Origin of the sequence: Nocardia jiangsuensis, from assembly GCF_042650385.1 — a bacterium.
Classification (GTDB): Bacteria; Actinomycetota; Actinomycetes; order Mycobacteriales; family Mycobacteriaceae; genus Nocardia; species Nocardia jiangsuensis.
In genome coordinates this window covers 120,723-137,351 of sequence record NZ_JBHSAX010000013.1, presented here as the reverse complement: position 1 = coordinate 137,351, position 16,629 = coordinate 120,723, and the positions used below count along the sequence as shown (strand labels likewise).

The 16,629-nt window shown below is 73.1% G+C and carries 18 protein-coding genes; 10 read left to right on the top strand and 8 right to left on the bottom strand.

The genetic code is table 11. The features are described 5' to 3' along the window. Window positions 1-11: 11 nt before the first annotated feature. Window positions 12-578, top strand: coding sequence for an OsmC family protein (locus tag ACFO0B_RS12215; protein ID WP_378612513.1), 567 nt, complete (start codon window positions 12-14; stop codon window positions 576-578). Beyond that, window positions 578-1,807 (top strand): NAD(P)-binding domain-containing protein, encoded by a 1,230-nt coding sequence (locus ACFO0B_RS12210; RefSeq protein WP_378612512.1) that lies wholly within the window; start codon window positions 578-580, stop codon window positions 1,805-1,807. The genes ACFO0B_RS12215 and ACFO0B_RS12210 overlap by 1 nt, the downstream gene beginning before the upstream one ends. On the opposite strand, the gene ACFO0B_RS12205 is transcribed toward ACFO0B_RS12210, so the two are convergent. Further along, window positions 1,804-2,208, bottom strand: coding sequence for a DUF3052 domain-containing protein (locus ACFO0B_RS12205; RefSeq protein ID WP_378612511.1), 405 nt, complete (start codon window positions 2,206-2,208; stop codon window positions 1,804-1,806). The two genes, ACFO0B_RS12210 and ACFO0B_RS12205, sit on opposite strands and share 4 nt — an antisense overlap. A gap of 92 nt (window positions 2,209-2,300) precedes the next feature. After that, window positions 2,301-4,628: an acetyl-CoA acetyltransferase gene (locus tag ACFO0B_RS12200; protein WP_378612510.1), complete on the bottom strand. Its 2,328-nt coding sequence runs from the start codon at window positions 4,626-4,628 to the stop codon at window positions 2,301-2,303. A 125-nt stretch (window positions 4,629-4,753) separates the two neighbouring features. Between ACFO0B_RS12200 and ACFO0B_RS12195 the strand changes: the two genes are divergently transcribed. After that, window positions 4,754-5,257 (top strand): flavin reductase family protein, encoded by a 504-nt coding sequence (locus ACFO0B_RS12195; RefSeq protein WP_378612509.1) that lies wholly within the window; start codon window positions 4,754-4,756, stop codon window positions 5,255-5,257. A gap of 220 nt (window positions 5,258-5,477) precedes the next feature. Here the strand turns inward: ACFO0B_RS12195 and ACFO0B_RS12190 are convergent, their stop codons facing one another. Then, window positions 5,478-5,663 carry a hypothetical protein gene (locus ACFO0B_RS12190; RefSeq protein ID WP_378612508.1) on the bottom strand — a complete coding sequence of 62 codons (186 nt, stop codon included), beginning with the start codon at window positions 5,661-5,663 and terminating at the stop codon, window positions 5,478-5,480. Between the two features lie 212 nt (window positions 5,664-5,875). On the opposite strand from ACFO0B_RS12190, the gene ACFO0B_RS12185 reads away from it, so the two are divergent. From ACFO0B_RS12185 to ACFO0B_RS12170, 4 genes are all read left to right on the top strand, one after another. Then, entirely contained in the window at window positions 5,876-6,880 is a 1,005-nt protein-coding gene (locus tag ACFO0B_RS12185) for a Rieske 2Fe-2S domain-containing protein (RefSeq protein WP_378612507.1), read from the top strand. Next, window positions 6,877-7,962 carry an NAD(P)H-dependent amine dehydrogenase family protein gene (locus ACFO0B_RS12180; protein WP_378612506.1) on the top strand — a complete coding sequence of 362 codons (1,086 nt, stop codon included), beginning with the start codon at window positions 6,877-6,879 and terminating at the stop codon, window positions 7,960-7,962. Before ACFO0B_RS12185 ends, ACFO0B_RS12180 begins: the two co-directional genes overlap by 4 nt. Window positions 7,963-8,356: 394 nt before the next feature. Beyond that, entirely contained in the window at window positions 8,357-9,217 is an 861-nt protein-coding gene (locus tag ACFO0B_RS12175; RefSeq protein ID WP_378612505.1) for an alpha/beta fold hydrolase, read from the top strand. A gap of 11 nt (window positions 9,218-9,228) precedes the next feature. Continuing rightward, window positions 9,229-9,801, top strand: a complete 573-nt coding sequence (locus ACFO0B_RS12170; RefSeq protein WP_378612504.1) for a TetR/AcrR family transcriptional regulator — start codon at window positions 9,229-9,231, stop codon at window positions 9,799-9,801. A 164-nt stretch (window positions 9,802-9,965) separates the two neighbouring features. On the opposite strand, the gene ACFO0B_RS12165 is transcribed toward ACFO0B_RS12170, so the two are convergent. After that, complete coding sequence (locus ACFO0B_RS12165; protein WP_378612503.1) at window positions 9,966-10,691, bottom strand: hypothetical protein; 726 nt, start codon at window positions 10,689-10,691, stop codon at window positions 9,966-9,968. A gap of 111 nt (window positions 10,692-10,802) precedes the next feature. Further along, window positions 10,803-11,087, bottom strand: coding sequence for a hypothetical protein (locus ACFO0B_RS12160; RefSeq protein WP_378612502.1), 285 nt, complete (start codon window positions 11,085-11,087; stop codon window positions 10,803-10,805). Between the two features lie 375 nt (window positions 11,088-11,462). Between ACFO0B_RS12160 and ACFO0B_RS12155 the strand changes: the two genes are divergently transcribed. Both ACFO0B_RS12155 and ACFO0B_RS12150 read left to right on the top strand, forming a co-directional pair. Beyond that, window positions 11,463-12,338, top strand: coding sequence for a DUF5995 family protein (locus ACFO0B_RS12155; protein ID WP_378612501.1), 876 nt, complete (start codon window positions 11,463-11,465; stop codon window positions 12,336-12,338). A gap of 208 nt (window positions 12,339-12,546) precedes the next feature. Continuing rightward, window positions 12,547-12,843 carry an antibiotic biosynthesis monooxygenase family protein gene (locus ACFO0B_RS12150; protein WP_378612500.1) on the top strand — a complete coding sequence of 99 codons (297 nt, stop codon included), beginning with the start codon at window positions 12,547-12,549 and terminating at the stop codon, window positions 12,841-12,843. Window positions 12,844-12,850: 7 nt separating this feature from the next. On the opposite strand, the gene ACFO0B_RS12145 is transcribed toward ACFO0B_RS12150, so the two are convergent. The 3 genes from ACFO0B_RS12145 to ACFO0B_RS12135 all read right to left on the bottom strand — a co-directional run bounded on the left by ACFO0B_RS12145 (window position 12,851) and on the right by ACFO0B_RS12135 (window position 14,796). Next, the gene (locus tag ACFO0B_RS12145; RefSeq protein WP_378612499.1) at window positions 12,851-13,255 is read right to left on the bottom strand and encodes a hypothetical protein; all 405 of its coding nucleotides are present in this window, start codon (window positions 13,253-13,255) and stop codon (window positions 12,851-12,853) included. 108 nt (window positions 13,256-13,363) lie between these two features. Then, the gene (locus tag ACFO0B_RS12140; protein ID WP_378612498.1) at window positions 13,364-14,182 is read right to left on the bottom strand and encodes an alpha/beta fold hydrolase; all 819 of its coding nucleotides are present in this window, start codon (window positions 14,180-14,182) and stop codon (window positions 13,364-13,366) included. 116 nt (window positions 14,183-14,298) lie between these two features. After that, entirely contained in the window at window positions 14,299-14,796 is a 498-nt protein-coding gene (locus tag ACFO0B_RS12135; protein WP_378612497.1) for a tellurite resistance TerB family protein, read from the bottom strand. Between the two features lie 136 nt (window positions 14,797-14,932). On the opposite strand from ACFO0B_RS12135, the gene ACFO0B_RS12130 reads away from it, so the two are divergent. Next, entirely contained in the window at window positions 14,933-16,570 is a 1,638-nt protein-coding gene (locus tag ACFO0B_RS12130) for an alkaline phosphatase D family protein (protein WP_378612496.1), read from the top strand. Window positions 16,571-16,629: the final 59 nt, after the last annotated feature.

Here is a 16,629-nt window from a genome sequence, read left to right as displayed (position 1 = left end):
AGGTATCGTCCATGACCGGAACCGCCCCCGCCGTCGACAACGGCGTCAACGTCGAACACCTGCTCGGCGCGCGTGCCGCGCTGGCCGACAGCCCGGAGATCGCCGAATTCGAGTGGCGCTCGACGGTGAGCTGGGTGCGCGGCACGCACAGCCGGACCGAGGTGGAGACCTTCTACGGCCTCGGCGGCGAGCAGGCGCACACCAAGAAGTTCACCTTCGACGCCGACCACCCGCCGCAGTTCGCCGCCGAGGACAACGGCATCACCCCGGCCGAGTACGTGCTGGTCGCGCTGGGCTCCTGCCTGACAGCGGGCATCGCCTCGGTCGCGCAGCAGCGGCAGATCAAGCTGAACTCGGTGGTCGCCACCGTGCGCGCCGACTTCGACCTGCACGGCATCCTGGGCGCCGACCCCGAGGTGCGCAACGGCTTCTCGAACATCACCGTCGACTACGACATCGACGCCGATGCCTCGCCCGCCGACATCCAGGCGCTGGTCGCGCAGTCGCAGAAGCGCTCCGCGGTCTACGACGCGCTGACCAACCCGACCAACGTCGAGGTCAAGGTCAACGGGTCCTGATGCCCGCCACGACCGCCGTCGTGGTCGGGGCCGGACACAACGGCCTGGCGATCAGCCGCCACCTGGCCGCCCGCTCGATCGACCACGTGGTCCTCGAGCGCGGCCGGGTGGCGCACTCCTGGCGCACCCAGCGCTGGGATTCGCTGCGTCTGCTCACGCCCAACTGGATGACCCGGCTGCCCGGCCACGCCTACGACGGCGACGACCCCGACGGCTACCTGAGCGCCGCCGAGGTGGCGGACTTCGTCACCGGCTACGCGGCGGCCTCGACCGCCCCGGTGCGGACCGAGACCACGGTCACCGCGGTGCGCGCCACCGACGACGGCTTCACCGTCGCCACCGACCGGGGCGACTGGCGGGCGCGCAGCGTCGTGCTCGCCGCCGGCGCCACGGTCTCCCCGGTGCCCGCGCTCGCCGCCGCGCTGCCGGACGGCATCGAATCGCTTGCCGCACTGGACTACCGGAACCCCGGGCAGCTGCCCGACGGCGGCGTGCTCGTGGTCGGCGGCGCCGCCAGCGGCGTGCAGATCGCCGAGGAGATCCACCGCTCCGGCCGCCCGGTCACGCTCGCCACCGGCGAGCACGTCCGGGTGCCGCGCCGCTACCGGGACCGTGACATCCTCTGGTGGCTGGACGAGATCGGGCTGCTCGACGAGCGCTGGGACCGCATCGACGACATCGTGCGCGCCCGCAACCTGGCCTCGTTCCAGCTGGTCGGCGGCGGCCGCACGGTCGACTTCAACGCGCTGCAGGAGCAGGGCATCAGGCTGGTCGGCAAGCTGGCCGGGATCAGGGACGGCCGGGCGCAGTTCTCCGGCTCGCTGCGCAATGTGGTGACGCTGGCCGACCTGAAGCTGAACCGCCTGCTGGACAGCATCGACGCGCACGCGGGCGGCGCCGGCGAGCGCCCCGACCCGACCAGGGTCCCGGACTCCCCGCTGCTGCTCGACCTGACGAGCGGCGAGATCCGCTCGGTGGTGTGGGCGACCGGCATCGAGCCGGACCACTCCTGGCTGGAGGTGCCCGCCTTCGACCCGCGCGGGCGGCTGCGGCACCACGGCGGCGTGGTGGACTGGCCCGGGCTCTACGTCACCGGGCTGCCGGTCCTGCGGCGCAGGCGCTCCACCTACATCGACGGCTCCGGAGCCGATGCCGCCGAGCTCACCGCGCACCTCGCGGAGCACCTCGGCGGCGCGGACCCGCACCCGCGGCCGGTCGAGGCGTCCTAGCGCTTCGGGGCGACCAGCTTGGCCCCGGACCACTCCGGCGCGACCGTCGCCGAGCTGGTCTGGGCCAGGCCCGCCGTGTGCGCGGCGTCGGCGATATCGCTCGGCTGGACGTAGCCCTCGCGCCCGGTCTTGGGGGTGAGCAGCCACAGGGTGCCGCCGCTGCCGAGCGAGCCGTTGGCGTCGACCAGGATGTCGGTCAGGTCGCCGTCGTCGTCGCGGTACCAGAGCACGACTCCGTCGGCGAGTTCCTCGTAGTCCTCGTCGACCAGTTCCTGCCCGATCCGGGATTCGATCGCCTGGCGCAGGTCGTCATCGACGTCCTCGTCGTACCCGATCTCCAGGACGACCTGGCCCGCTTCGAACCCGAGCCGGTCCGCCGGACTGGTGGAAACCTCCGCCACGATATCTGGTTCCTTTCATTCCGGAGTCGATCCGAACCGTAGACCGTCGATGGTCGTTCCCGCCCGATTCCGGTCACGCCGGAGTGTCGGGCTCATTCGAGACGCCAGTTCGGCTGGCGCCCTTGGCGGTACGCCGCGAACCCCTCGGACGGGTCGTGCGCGGCGAGGACCACGTCGGCGAGCGCGGCGGCGTGCCGATCGGTCTCACCGGGGTACTCGCCGGCGTCGCGCAGGAAGGTGAGCGCGGCGCGCAGCGCGACGGGGGAGCGGGCGACGATGTCGGCGGCCACCTCGCGGGCGGCGTCGAGCGCCTTGCCGTGCGGGGCGGTGCGCGCGATCAGCCCGGCGGCCAGCGCCTCGGGGGCGGTGAGGCGGCGGCCGGTGAGGATCAGGTCGCGGGCGAGCGCGGGGCCCGCCAGCCGCGGCAGCGCCTCGAGCACGCCGAGTGCGGGCGGGAGCCCCACCGCGGGGTCGGGCACGGCGAAGCTCGCCGTCTCGTCGGCGACCACCAGGTCGCAGGCGAGGGCGAGCGCGAGCCCGGCGCCGTCGGCGCGGCCGGTGACGGCGGCGACGACCGGTTTGGCGCCGTGCGCCGCGGGGCGGCCGGTCCACACCCGGTGCGACTGCAGCAGCAGGAGCAGCGGCGAGCCCGCGGCGGCGGGATCGACGCCGTGCGCGAAGTTCTCGCCCCCGGTGACGATGGCAACCCACAGCTCGGGGTCGCGCTGGTACTCCGCGAGCGCGTGCTCGAGGTCGCGCAGCACCTCGGCGTCCAGCTCCGGCCGGTGCAGCGCGATCTCCAGCACGTGCCCGGCGGCGGTGACCGTGAGGTGGGCCGAATCGCGCGGCGGCGCGGCCGGTTTCGGCTCGGGGCGGGTCAGGGTGGCGCGATTGCCCGCATCGGTGGCGCGCACGTACACCCGCGCTCCGGCGGGCTGGTCGGCATCGGTGAGCAGGGCGGTGGCGGCCGCGTCGGCGGTGTTGGCGAGGAAGCGGCGGCCGTCGTCCAGCCTGCCGATCACGATGCCGCGCGGGCTGCCGTCCCTGCCGTAGCTCGCCACCCAGGATTCGACGGTGCCCCAGCCGTCGGCGCGGTGCGCCACCGGCACGGCGGGGACGGCGTCCAGCTCGGCCTGGAGCGCGGCCGTGCTGCCCTCCGGGAAGGGTGCGGGTGTGGTGGAGTAGACGCCGACCGAGTGCTTGCTGAGCACGCCGCCGTTCGCCGCGACCAGCCCGTACCCGCCGGGGGTGCGGCGCACCCTGGTGACGATCTCGGCGATGCCGTGCGCGCTGTAGTTGTTGCCCGCGCCGCCGAAGAAGGGCAGCCCGCCGGTGACGGTGAGCCCGCGCGGGTCGTCCGGGGCGAGCCCGAGCCCGTCGCAGAGGTTGAAGACCGCGATCGGGAAGCAGCTGTAGAGGTCGAGCGCGGCCACGTCGTCCAGCCCGATCCCGGCCGTGTCGAGCGCGTGCCGCACCGCCGCCACCGCGGCCGGGCTGCGGTCCAGCTCCGGGCGCTCCAGCAGCCCGCGCTCGGACAGCTCCGCCCAGCCGTGCAGGTACACCCGCCGCTCCGCCGGGATGCCGAGCCGGTCGGCGTGCTCGGTGGTGGTGACCAGCACCGCCGCGGCCTGGTTCACCTGGTCCCGCGCCACCACGAAGCGGGTGTAGACGTCGGTGATCGCGCGGTTGCGCGCGTCGACGGTGACCAGCTCGGCGGCGTCCCGCTCGACCGGGGCGGCCGAGTACGGATTGGCCGCGGCGACCGCGGTGAAGGGGGCGAAGAGCTCGCCGATGGCGCGGGCGTACGCCGCCCGGGAGGCCCCGAGCCGGGTGCGCCTGGCATTCTCCATGGCCGAGTAGACGACGGTGGGCTCCACCAGCCCGTGCTGCGCGGAGTAGGCCGCGGTGAGGCCGGTGATCCGGTAGCCGCGGTCCTCCAGGCTGCCCGCGTGCCGCTCGGAGTAGTCGGGGTGCTGGTCGCGGGGGAGCCCGGCCAGGTGCCGCACGGTGGAGATGGTCTCCGCGCCGAAGACCAGCGCGGTCTCGCCGCGGCCCGCCGCGAGCTCCCGGCACAGCTCGGTGAGCAGCTGCTGCGGGCTCTGCCCGCCGGTCGGTCCGAGAATGGCGCGCGCCGGGTCGGCGCCGACCCTGGCGGCGACGGCGCGCGGCACGTTGTCCGGGGCGCCGAGCGCGGCCACCGCGTACGGGCTGGCCACGTCGAAGGCGCGCACCGCGGCGATGGTGTCGATGCTCGCCGCGGGCAGGGTGGCGTCGGTGAGCGCCGCGCGCACCGCCTCGGCGGCGAGGTCGGCGGCGGAGAGCGCGCGGTATCCATCGGCGCCGAGCCGCTCCGCGGCCTGACCGACGCCGACGATGACGGGGGTGCGCGGCGGCACAGCTTCGTGGAGGCTCTCCGGCACGGCCCTGCCCTTCCTGCGCGAGATGATCACGCCGATTATCGCTCGCGTGCTCGGAGCGGAGCGGACCGGGCGTCCGTTTCGCTCGATGGGTTGGCTTCTGATATATCAGATGTTAGATTTGGGCTATGCAGCAGCAGTTCCGTGCCCCGGCCGACGCGGACGGCCTGCGCCGCGCCTTCGGGGCCTTCCCCAGTGGCGTGGTCGCGGTCTGCGCCGAAATCGATGGCGCCCCGGTGGGATTGGCGGTGAGCAGCTTCGTCCCGGTCTCGCTCGACCCGCCGCTCGTCTCGTTCTGCGTCCAGCTCGGCTCGGCCACCTGGCCGGTGCTGCGCAGCTCGGGCAAGCTCGGCCTGAGCCTGCTCGGCACCGAGCAGCGCGCCGCCGCCCGCAGCCTCGGCACCCGCGCCGGTGACCGCTTCCAGGGCGTCACCGTGCACCGCGGCGAGGCGGGTGCGGTCTTCGTCGACGGCTCCGCCGCCTGGATCGAGGGCACGCTGGAGACGGTGGTGCCCGCGGGTGACCACGAGGTCGCGCTGGTCCGGATCGAGCGGATCGCCACCGAGGACGGCGCGGAGCCGCTCATCTTCCACGGCAGCCGATTCCGGCAGCTGCTCACCGAGCCGGTCTGAGGCCACCTCACCGCTCCGGGTACGCGACGACCGGCGCCCCGCGGGCATCGTCCGGGTCGCCGTAGGTGCCGAGCGTGCGCGAGGAGGCGATGCCGCGCATGGCGGCCGGGATGAGCGCGGCCACGCGGCGCACCCGGATCGGGTCGAGCCCGAGGTCGGCGAAGGCGTTCTGGCGGGCGGCGCTCCCGGTTCGGCTTCCAGGAGACCGGCTCGGCGGCGGTCAGCGGGTAGCTGCGCTCGAGCTCGGCATGGTCGCGGGGGAGCAAAGCGTCTCGATGGCCTGCGACTGCGGCCTGCGCAGCCCGGTGCGGAGCGCGTTGCTCATGGCGGCCACCCGCTCGCGGAGCGCACCGCCCGGCTCCGGCCCGGCCGGGAGGCCGCCGCGCTGATCGGTGTGCCGCAGCACCGCTGCCCAGCGAGCTGATCGCCGCCTCCGGCTTGCTCTCCCCGCAACGGAGGCCGCGCGGGTCGGCGCGTCGCCCCGCCGTCGCCGTTTCGGTCATGTTCCGAAATGGCCGGTGTGACCTGCGAAATCGGGTTTCGCAGACCCCTCTTGAATAATTTCGCAGAGGTTTCTACGATCGGAGCACGACAGCCACCGAGGACGCGGAGGACGAGATGGCGAAGCCACCCCTGTCGATGGAGCCGACGGGCTGGTTCCAGGTCGCCTGGTGCGCCGAGATCGCGGTCGGCGCGGTGCACACGATGAAGTACTTCGGCCGCGAGCTGGTCGCCTGGCGCTCGACGTCCGGGCGGGTCGCCGTCTTCGACGCCTACTGCGAGCACCTCGGCGCGCACCTCGGGTACGGCGGCCACGTCGAGGGCGAGAACCTGGTGTGCCCGTTCCACGGCTGGGAGTGGAGCCGCGAGGGCCGCAATGTCTGCATCCCCTACGAGAGCCACCCGAACAAGGGGCGCCGGATCCGCAGCTACCCGGTCGTCGAGCGCAACGAGGCGGTCTGGATCTGGTACGACACCGAGGGCCGCGCACCGCATTTCGAGGTCCCGGACATCTTCACCGCGTTCGGCGACGGCAAGACCGCCGCCGACTACTACCCGCCGGTGCCCGGCGCCACCCTCTTCCGGCAGGGGCTGGAGCTGCACCCGCAGTACATCATGGAGAACGGCGTCGACTTCGCGCACTTCAAGTTCGTGCACAAGACGCCGTTCGTCCCGGAATTCACCAGGCACGATTTCTCCGGCCCGGTCTCCTACGTCGACTTCACCATCGACTTCGACCCCGGCGCCGCCGCGGCCGACGCGAACAGCGGGGTCGAATCCGTCAATGCCGGGCTCGGCTGCTCGATCACCAAGAGCTGGGGCATGGTGGACAACCGCACCATGCCCGCGGTCACCCCGGTGGACGAATCGACCTCCGACGTCCGCTTCACCGTCTGGATCGGCCGCAAGCCCGGGGACGACCGCCCGGAGCTCTCCCGCTACGGAAAGACCATGGCGGACTTCGTGATCGAGCAGTTCGCCGCCGACGTGCACATCTGGGCGCACCAGCGCTACTCCGACCCGCCCGCGCTCTCGCGCAAGGAGTACGCGGGTTTCACCGCGCTGCGCGCGTGGGCGCAGCAGTTCTACCCCGCCGCATCCCCTTCGAAAGGCCAGCCATGAGCAGCACCGACCGGGTCCGGGTCTTCCAGGTCGCGACCGGCAATCTCGGCACCGAGCTGATCGGGCGCATCCGGGAGCACCCCGACCTGGAATTGGTCGGGCTGCACTGCTATTCGCCGGAGAAGGTCGGCCGGGACGCGGGTGAGATCGTCGGCATCGGCCCGATCGGGGTGCTCGCCACCGGCACGGTCGAGGAGATCGTCGCCGCGGAACCCGATGTGCTCACCTTCCACGGCGTCTTCCCGGACGAGGAGCTCTACGTCCGGGTGCTGGAGGCAGGCATCGACGTGGTGACCACCGCCGACTGGATCACCGGCTTCCACCGCGACCGGAACCACCCGCACCCCTCCGGACGGAAGGCCAGCGAGGTCATCCAGGCCGCCTGTGAGCGCGGCGGCTCCACCTTCTACGGCACCGGCATGAACCCGGGGCTCTGTCAGATCCTCGGCATCGTGCACAGCGCCGACGTCGCCGAGATCGAGAACGTGACGGTCACCGAATCGGTCGACGTCTCCTGCCACCACTCGGTGGACACCTGGAAGGCGGTGGGGTACGGCCTGCCCGCCGACGACCCGTCCATCCCGGATTCGCTGTACAGGTACACCGCGGTCTTCGCCGATTCGGTGTACCTCATGGCCGACGCCTTCGACCTGGAGCTCGACGAGGTGACCTTCTCCTACGATCTCGGCGTCTGCACCGAGGACGTCGACCTGGGCTGGTACCGGCTGCCGAAGGGCTCGCTCGGCGGCAGCTACATCAAGTACCAGGGGCTGGTGGACGGCGTGCCGCGGGTGGAGTCGCACCTGGAGTGGCAGATGACCCCGCACACCGACCCGTCCTTGGACATCAAGGGCTGCTACATCACCCAGGTCACCGGCGACCCGAGCATCTACAGCAAGCACATGATCTTCCCGAAGCCCGGCGTCGACCTCTCCGACCCGGCCTCCTTCGCCAAGATCGGGATGACGGTCACCGGGTTGCCCGCGCTGAACGCCATCCGCTCGGTGGTCGCGGCCCGGCCCGGCATCATCACCAGCGCGGACCTGCCGCTGCGCAGCTTCGCCGGGCGCTTCCGGATCTGATCAGCGCGCCGCGGAGCGCCGCCGGAGCTCGCGCTCGAGCAGCTTTCCGGTGGCGTTGCGCGGCAGCGGGCTCTGGTCGAAGAGCACCTCGTACTCGGCAGCGTGCGCCGGCCCGGCTCGCGCACCTGCTCGGTGTCGGGCTCCCGCCCCGGCGCCGGCGTGACCGCGACGCCCACGCCGGGTACGAGGGTGGCAGCGGGTCCTCGCGGAACTCCGCGGTGCCCGGGATCCGCACCAGGATGGCCGGCTGCCGGCCGCGCCCGGCGCCGACCAGCACTGGCCCGGCCATCATTCCTGTCTCCTGATTTCGGCGACCACCCCGAATGGAACAACCTCCGGAATTTTGTGGACAGTTGTCCATACTAATGTCCATCCATTCGGTTATCCTGTGCCGATGGTGACGACGGAGCGGGTGCGGCTGCGCGGGCTGGAGTTCGAGGTCGACGTGCGTGCCGCCGACGGGGAGCACGCGGCGGTGCTGCTGCACGGGTTTCCGCAGAGTTCGGCCTCGTGGGACGCGGTCGGTGACGCGCTGGCCGGGCACGGGGTGCGCAGCTGGGCGCTGAATCAGCGCGGCTACTCGCCGGGTGCGCGCCCGGACGGGGTCGAGGCGTATCGGCTGCGCGAGCTGGTCGCCGACGTGGTCGCGCTCTGCGACGCCATCGGGCTCCCTGCCGTCCACCTGGTCGGGCACGACTGGGGTGCCGTCGTCGCCTGGGCGGTCGCCGCTCAGCACCCCGGGCGGGTGACCTCGGTGACCGCGCTCTCCGTGCCGCACCCCGCCGCCTTCGCCGCGGCGATCGCGGACGATCCGGCGCAGCGGGAGAAGTCGAGCTATATGGAGTTCCTGATCGCGCCCGGCTCCGAGGACGTGCTCGCCGCCGACGGAGCAGCCGGGCTGCGGCTCGGCTTCGGGGCGGCGGTGCCGGAAGAGGTCGCCGACCGGCACATCGCGCGGATGTTGCAGCCGGAGGCCATGAAATCCGGGCTGAACTGGTACCGCGCCATCGGCGGCGACTGGGCGGCGGTTCCGCCGGTGACCGTGCCTGCGACCCTGATCTGGGGCACCGAGGACATCGCGGTCGCCCGCACCGGCGTCGAGCTGTGCGGGGAGCACGTACCCGGCGGACTCGACGTGGTCGTCCTCGACGGCCGGGGCCACTGGCTCCCCGAGGAGGTGCCCGCTGAGGTCACCGCTGCGATCCTGCGCCGCCTCGCCCACCCGACGGAAACGGCGGCCGACCCGCCGCTGTAGCGTTCGACAGCGTGTCCGATCCCGCTCCGGCCGAATCGGCCCGCCGCCGCCTCTCCGGCAAGCGGGCCGAGACCGTGCAGCGGCTGGCGAGCGCCGCCATCGCGACGCTGCGCACCGTGCGCTACCCGGACCTCACGCTGCCCATGGTCGCCGCCGAGGCCGGGGTGGCGCGGGCGACCGCCTACACCTACTTCTCCTCTCGCGAGCACCTCATCGCCGAGGTCTACTGGCGCCGGCTCACCGCGGGCGGCCCCGAGGGAGCGGACTCCCCGGACGTCGCGGTCCGGGTGGTCGGAGTGCTGCGCTACCTGGCCCTCGTCGCCGCCGACGAACCCGCCTTCGGGCACGCCGTCTCCGCCGCCCTGCACAGCTCCGACCCGGACGTCGAGCTGCTGCGCACCGAGATCGGCAGGCACATCCACCGCCTGATCGCCGCCGCGGTCGGCGCCGACGGCGACGCGCAGATCGTCTTCCTGCTGGAGCTGCTCTACACCGGCGGCATCATGCGCGCCGGCATCGGCGGGGCCCCCTACCCGGAGGTCGCCGACCAGCTGGAAGCGGCGGTGCCCCGGCTCTTCCGCTGACATCGACCCCTGTCGCCGACCCGGAGTCGCTGCGCACCGTGCTCGAGGTGGCCGCGGCGGCCGGGCTGCGCCGCTTCGTCTTCACCGCGAGCGTCGCCACGCCCGACTGCCGGCGATCGACACCCCGAGCCCGCCGCCGAGTGCGAAGCCCTCGACCGCGGCGATCAGCGGTGTGCCGCGCTCCCTGGTGCCGATCCCGCCGCGCGGGGTCGGCTCACCGGGTCCGGCGGCAAGGTCGGCGCCGGCCGAGAAGACGCGGTCGCCGCCGGTGAGGACGGCGCACCACAGCTCGGGGTGATCCTCGAACCGGCGCCCTGGCGCGGCCGCATGGAGGCGAGCAGCCCGACCTCCGGAGCCACCGCGCCGTCCTGGCCGAGCGCCTGGAAGTCGGCGATGACCTCTGCCGGATCGAGCACCCCCGCACGGACCGCGTGGTAGCGGACCAGCGACCAGACGAAGGTGTCGAGGTCGTCGAAGCGGGTGCCGCCCTCCAGCACCCCCTCCTCGTGGAACCAGACTGCCACCTGGCCGTCGGTGAGCACGGTGTAGTAGTTGCCGCCGCCGTCCGCGCCGACGGTGTAGACCTCGTCCGACGGCACCTCGGTGCTGTAGTCGCTGTCCAGTACGCCGCAGTCGTCGGCCGCGAAGTCGAAGCCGTAGGACCAGTCGGCGATGTCGAGGATGTCGGGCAGCCCGCCCGCCCGCACCCGCCGGTCGTAGGCGGCCAGCGCGGCGGCGTCGTCCGGCGCGAGCCGGGCCAGGAACGGTTCGACCGGCCGCACCTCCGCTTCGTCGACGACGGCGCGCGGCCGGTCGGCGAACCAGCGCGCGAGATCGGCATCGAGGTCCCGCTCGATGTAACCGAGGAGGTCTTTCCTGGTGATCGCCACCGGGGGAGCGTAGCGGTCACAGCCCGGCCGAGAAATCCGCGGCGGCGGAGTGGATCCGGGCCGGATCGCCGCCGCCGAGCAGGTCGAGGAGCTGGCCGCGCAGGGTCGCGATCACCAGGGTCGCGCGCCGGGCGGCCACCGCGGGTCGGCCTCGGGACCTCGGGCCGCGCACAGCGCGGCCGTGAGCTCGGTGCCCGCCTGGGCGAGGAACCCGGTCTCCTCGAGGGCGCGCGAGTTGTTGCTGGTGCGGTAGAAGACCGCGACGTCGCCGTAGTTTGGCGTCGAAGGCGGTGAGTCAACGCTCAGCGCGCAGAATCCGGCGGATTCACAGTCGGGATTCGCGTTGTACTCGTCGAAAGACCGTTGCGCGCCGATCCACTCGCGTCGCGTGGACATCGCACCGTTGTCGGCCGGAAGGCCGGAATGGTGGCTCGGCCGCCTTCGGTCCGAGCGAGCGGAACGGTCGGGAAGAACTCCACGTGCCGACCCCCGCGGATCGTTGGAACGATCGGATCCCATCGCGATCCGACGTGTACGTCGTCCGTTCTCACGATCTGTCCCCCGTAGTCGCCAACAGTTCGTCTCACAACAACAATCGTTTCGAGACGTCCTGAGCAATTGCTCTCGGCTGCGAGTCCGATGCGGCATCATTCGTTTCGTCCACTCGCTGGGATTTGGACCCGAAACCGTACCGAGACAACTCGAAGGGGGTCTCTCGGAACGGGGTCATCAGTTGCGCGAACGCGTCCATCGGACGGTAGCGTCGCGGTCATGATCGGCCGGATGCTCCTGCTCGTGCTCACCGCGCTCTGCGCGACGATCCTGACCGCGCCGGTCGCGGCGGCCGCGCCGGAGGCGGTGTGCGGCACGGCGTTCGGCGCGGGCGAGTACGCCGACCTGGTGGCCTGGTCGGACACCGCGACGCTGGCGGGGCCGCCGCTGGAGCGGCTGGAGACGGCGGTCGAGCGGCATCATCGGATCAGCGAAACGCTGGTGCGGCACGGGGATCGGCGCGGAGTCTTCACGCTCGGGCTGGACGCTGTCGAGCAGCGGGCGGTGATGCCGCTGCAGCGCGACCCGGCCGCCTTCGCCGACCCGGACTGGGCGCACCGGATCAGCCTCGACCTGCTCTCCCGCTTCCTGGACAACCTGCACGGCGAGCTCACCGGCGGGCCCGTCGACCCGCAGTGGGCGCACTACTTCGCGCTGACCCGGCAGTGCGAACTCTCCGCCGCCCGGGTCGCCATGGCCGGGTACAACGCCCATCTCGCGGTCGATCTCGCCTACGCCGTCGCGGCGACCGGCGCGACGGTGGCGAACGCCGGTGACCACTTCCTCATCGTGGACGCCATCGCGCGGCACGGCTCGCTCATCGTGGACGGCACCCGCGAGGTCTACGGCGGCGACCTCGGCCCGCTCTGGCGCTTCTACTTCGTCGGCGAGGGGCTGGATCGCGTACTCGGCGCGGGTGTCGGCAGCGGCGCCCTGCTGCGCGCCGCTGATGCCGGCGCCAATGTCCTGATCTTCGGCAACGGCCTCGCGCTGCAGGACCCGGCCACCGCCCCGGCGGCGCGCGCCGAGATCGACGCGCTCTGGCGTGCCGACGACGCCGCCTTCGAGGTGCTGGCCCGGCTGGGCGGGCTCTGAGTCGAGTACCGCTTCCTCCGGGCCGGCCCGCCCGCGCGGCGATCACGGTGGCCGCCGTGGCGAGCAGCACCAACGGCCACCGGGCCGACTCCGGCGCGAGCAGAAGAACGGGCTGTCGACATATGTTTGCCCTCCCGATCGTCCGCCCCTCGCCGAGAAGATCCCCCGCGACCTGCCCGGAACCGGGAGCACGTGGCACCGTTGACCGGTGATCACCGAACATGCCCTGCTGCCCGTCCGCCCCGGCCGCGAGGCGGAGTTCGAGGCGGCCTTCGCCCGGGCCCGCCCGCTCATCGCGGGCAGCCCCGGCTTCCGCGGGCTGACACTGTCCCGCTCCGCGGAGACGCCGACCACGTATCTGCTCCTGGTGCTGTGGGATTCGATCGAGCAGCACACCGTGGGGTTCCGCGGGTCGCCGGAGTACGCGGAGTGGAAGGCGCTGCTGCACCACTTCTACGACCCGTTCCCCGTGGTCGAGCACTTCCGCCCGGTGATCGGCGACTGATCTCGGCTCAGGATGCCAGGGTCCAGCGGAGTTCCTCGGCGCCGTAGTCGGCGATCTCGCTCAGCCGCCTGCCCCCGGCCAGGATGCCGGCGCGGCCGACCTGGACCAGCGGGCAGCCGAGGCCGTCCAGGTGCGGGCACCAGCGGCGGGCGATGCGCAGGCAGGTCTCGTGCATGGCGGCGTCGCCGAGCACCCAGTCGCCCGCCTCGACGATCACCCAGGCGCGCTCCGGCAGCGGGTCGCCGCAGACCTGGCAGAGCCACTCGGCCTGGCAGCGGCGCAGGCGGTCGGTGTCGACGCACTTCCAATCGGCGGCGCCCCACCAGACCGGGGTGATCCACGGGACCGGCAGCCCCTCGATCCGGCGCCGGGGCAGCCCCGGCTCGGACCACGGCGCCGAAACGGCTTCCACGAACTCGTCATCCTCTCGTCGCGCCGCACGGCGCGGCCGTCCACGCTACCAGCGTGCACCGAGGTGTGAGTCCGAGCGGGACCACAAGGTGGCCGGCGGCTCGCCCGGTCAGCCTGCCGCGAGCACGGCTTCGCGCACGATGTCGGCGACGGCGTCCGGCTGCGAGACGTAGGAGGCGTGCGAGGCGGCGACCTCGCGGGTCCGGCCGGGCGCCACCCGCTCGGCGGTCTCGCGCTGCAGCGCGGGCGGGATCACCCGGTCCGCGCCGGAGACCAGGTACCAGCTCGGGGTGTCCGCCCAGGACGGGTCGCCGGTGCGCTCGAGGTTGGCGGTGGCGGCGAGGGTGCGCTGGTTGCGGTACATCTCCGCGGCTTTCGCTGGCGCCACGTCCTGGGCGAAGACCTCGCGGAAGAACGGCTCGGTGACGAAGGCGTCCAGGTTCACCCCGGCGGGCCCTGCCGGGTCGGCGACCGGCTTCACCAGCAGGGCGGGCGGGAGCAGCAGGCTGCCCGGGTGCGCGATCGGGTTCACCAGCTCGGCGAGCAGCTGGTTGCGCTGCGGCGCGTAGGCGGCGACGAAGACATTGGCGGTGACGTCCGGGTCGTGGGTATTGGTGATGACGGCGCCACCGTAGGAGTGGCCGACCAGCACGATCGGGCCGTCGATCCCGGCCAGGAACTCGGTGAGCTTCGCGGAGTCGTTGGCGATGCCGCGCAGCGGGGTGTCGAAGGTGCGGACCGGGATGCCGTCCGCGGTGAGCCGGTCGGCCACGTCCGACCAGCCCGAGGAGTCGGCGAAGGCGCCGTGCACCAGCACCACGGTCGGCGTCGGGGCCGCGTGCGCGGGTGCCGCGCCGAGGCCGAGCGCGAGGGCGGCGGCCACGGCGGTGCCTGCGGCGCGGAAGCGGGCGGTTCGGCGGGTGTTCATGGATTCCTCCGTCGGTCGTCGGGGCGCACGGCACCGGGCGCTGACCGCTCCGAGCGTGCCATACCGGAGATTCGCTGCGCGTGTGCCCGCGGTTTGCGGAGAATCCGGACCGGGCCCTAGCGGGGCAGCTCCAGCATGGGCGGGATGCCGAGCGCGGCGCAGGCGTCGCGCACGGCGTGCACCTCGGCGGGGGAGAGCGTGCCGTCGGCGTTCGCGATCATGATGCCGATCTGCACCACCGCGCGCGCCTGCTCCGGCTTGCCTGCCACCTTGGTGATCTGTTGCAGCACGTGCGCCCGGCCGAAGGCGGGGTCCTGGACCAGCCGGTCGCAGTTGCCGTCGAACAGGGTGCGCAGCTGCTCGGCCGGGAAGTTGTCGAGCACCGAGTCCCCGGTGATGAGCCCGGCGACCTGCGCGCGCTCCGCGGCGGTGATGGTCCCGTCGGCGGCGGCGACCAGCGCGCACATTCCCATCACCGCGTCCCGGAAGGCGCCGCTGGTGAACTCGTTCTTCTTGGACAGGAGCTGGGACCGCCACTGCGGCGCCTTGTCCACCAGGTCCATCAGCCGGGTGACGGTGTGCCCGGAGCTCAGCAGCTTGTTCAGGAACGACATGACGGACTCCCGCGCGAGGGGCCGGCGCGCGACGACCCGCCCCGGCGAACATTCGGAAGGTAGCAGATCCGCAGGTGCGCCGCCCCGCGATCCCGCCGCTGGCGTTTCGGCGCTCGACCGTCGAGGATGGGGAAACGTGGGAGCAGCGATCGAGGGGCCGCCGGTCGGCCGCCGGACCGTGCTGAAGGGCGGTGCGGTCGCGGCGGCGGCCGTTCTCGCCGGGACCGCGCGCGCCGTCGCGCAGACGCCGGTGTTCGCGCACGGTGTCGCCTCCGGCGACCCGCTGCCGACCGGCGTGATCCTCTGGACCCGGGTGACCCCGGCCCCGGACGCGACCCCCGGCTCGAACCGCGGCCCGGACGTCACCGTCCGCTGGGAGGTCGCCCGCGACGACTCCTTCGGCGCCGTCGTCGCCGCCGGAACCACGACGGCGACAGCGGCTTCCGACCACACCGTGAAGATCGACGCATCCGGCCTGGCCCCCGGCACCGACTACCGCTACCGCTTCACCGCGCTCGGCGCCACCTCGCCGACCGGCCGCACGAGAACCGCCCCCGCCGCCGCCGACACCCCCGAGCGGCTCCGCTTCGGCGTGGTCTCCTGCTCGAACTGGGAGGCCGGGTACTTCGGCGCCTACCGGCACCTGGCGGCCCGCGGCGACCTGGACGCCGTGCTGCATCTCGGCGACTACCTGTACGAGTACGAGCGCGGCCAGTTCGGTGGCCGCGGCGGCGCGGTGCGCGCACACGATCCGGAGCACGAGCTCACCACGCTCGCCGACTACCGGATCCGGCACGGCCAGTACAAGACCGACCCCGACCTCGCGCTGCTCCACGGCTCGGTGCCGTTCATCGCCACCTGGGACGACCACGAGACCGCCAACGACGCCTGGTCCGGCGGCGCGCAGAACCACGACCCCGCCACCGAGGGCGACTGGGCGGCGCGGCGCGCGGCGGCCAGGCAGGCGTACCGGGAGTGGATGCCGGTGCGCGACACCGCCGACGGCAGGCTCTACCGGCGGCTCCGCTTCGGCACGCTGGCCGAGCTCTCCCTGCTCGACCTGCGCAGCCACCGCGACCGGCAGGTGCGCCCCGGCGCGGGGTGGCGCGACGTCGACGCGCCGGAGCGCAGCATCACCGGCCGCGAGCAGCTGGACTGGCTGATCGGCGGGCTGGCGTCCGCGCCGGTCCGGTGGAAGCTGGTCGGCAACCCGGTGATGATCGCCCCGGTGCTCGTCCCGCCGCTAGAGCCCGCGGTGACCGAGGGGCTGGCCAGGACGATCGGGATCCCGGCGGGCGGCATCCCGATCAACGCCGACCAGTGGGACGGCTACACCGCCGACCGGAACCGGCTGTTCCGCGCCGTGCACGACGGCGGGGCCGGCGGGGTGCTCTTCCTCACCGGCGACATCCACAGCTCCTGGGCCGCCGACCTCCCGCTGGACGCGGCGGCCTACCCGGCCGGGCCGGTGGCGGGCGCGGAGTTCGTGGTGCCGTCGGTGACCTCGCAGAGCCCGGGCGATATCGCCGGGCCCGCGGCGCGCGGCGGCGTCGTCGCCGCGGAGCACGCGGTGCGCGAGGTCAATCGGCACCTGCGCTACCTGGAGATGACCGCGCACGGGTACGGCGTGCTGCACGTGGACGCCGGGCAGGCGCAGATGGACTGGTTCTACCTGCTCGATGTCGCCGACCCGGCGTCCGGCGTCCGGCACGGCATCTCGCTCGCGGTCGGCGCGACCGGCCGGATCGAACCGCGGCCGGGCCCGGTCGGCTGAGCGAAACGCCGACCGGCCGATCGGCGAACGAGGTCGTGGCGCTGCCGCGTTCCGGCGCA

What these genes read in the sequence shown, in the direction of transcription:
- ACFO0B_RS12215 (WP_378612513.1), top strand. Translation starts at nt 12, where the DNA reads ATGACCGGAACCGCCCCCGCCGTCGACAACGGCGTCAACGTCGAACAC.
- ACFO0B_RS12210 (WP_378612512.1), top strand. Translation starts at nt 578, where the DNA reads ATGCCCGCCACGACCGCCGTCGTGGTCGGGGCCGGACACAACGGCCTG.
- ACFO0B_RS12195 (WP_378612509.1), top strand. Translation starts at nt 4,754, where the DNA reads ATGCAGCAGCAGTTCCGTGCCCCGGCCGACGCGGACGGCCTGCGCCGC.
- ACFO0B_RS12185 (WP_378612507.1), top strand. Translation starts at nt 5,876, where the DNA reads ATGGCGAAGCCACCCCTGTCGATGGAGCCGACGGGCTGGTTCCAGGTC.
- ACFO0B_RS12180 (WP_378612506.1), top strand. Translation starts at nt 6,877, where the DNA reads ATGAGCAGCACCGACCGGGTCCGGGTCTTCCAGGTCGCGACCGGCAAT.
- ACFO0B_RS12175 (WP_378612505.1), top strand. Translation starts at nt 8,357, where the DNA reads ATGGTGACGACGGAGCGGGTGCGGCTGCGCGGGCTGGAGTTCGAGGTC.
- ACFO0B_RS12160 (WP_378612502.1), bottom strand. Translation starts at nt 11,087, where the DNA reads ATGTCCACGCGACGCGAGTGGATCGGCGCGCAACGGTCTTTCGACGAG.
- ACFO0B_RS12155 (WP_378612501.1), top strand. Translation starts at nt 11,463, where the DNA reads ATGATCGGCCGGATGCTCCTGCTCGTGCTCACCGCGCTCTGCGCGACG.
- ACFO0B_RS12140 (WP_378612498.1), bottom strand. Translation starts at nt 14,182, where the DNA reads ATGAACACCCGCCGAACCGCCCGCTTCCGCGCCGCAGGCACCGCCGTG.
- ACFO0B_RS12135 (WP_378612497.1), bottom strand. Translation starts at nt 14,796, where the DNA reads ATGTCGTTCCTGAACAAGCTGCTGAGCTCCGGGCACACCGTCACCCGG.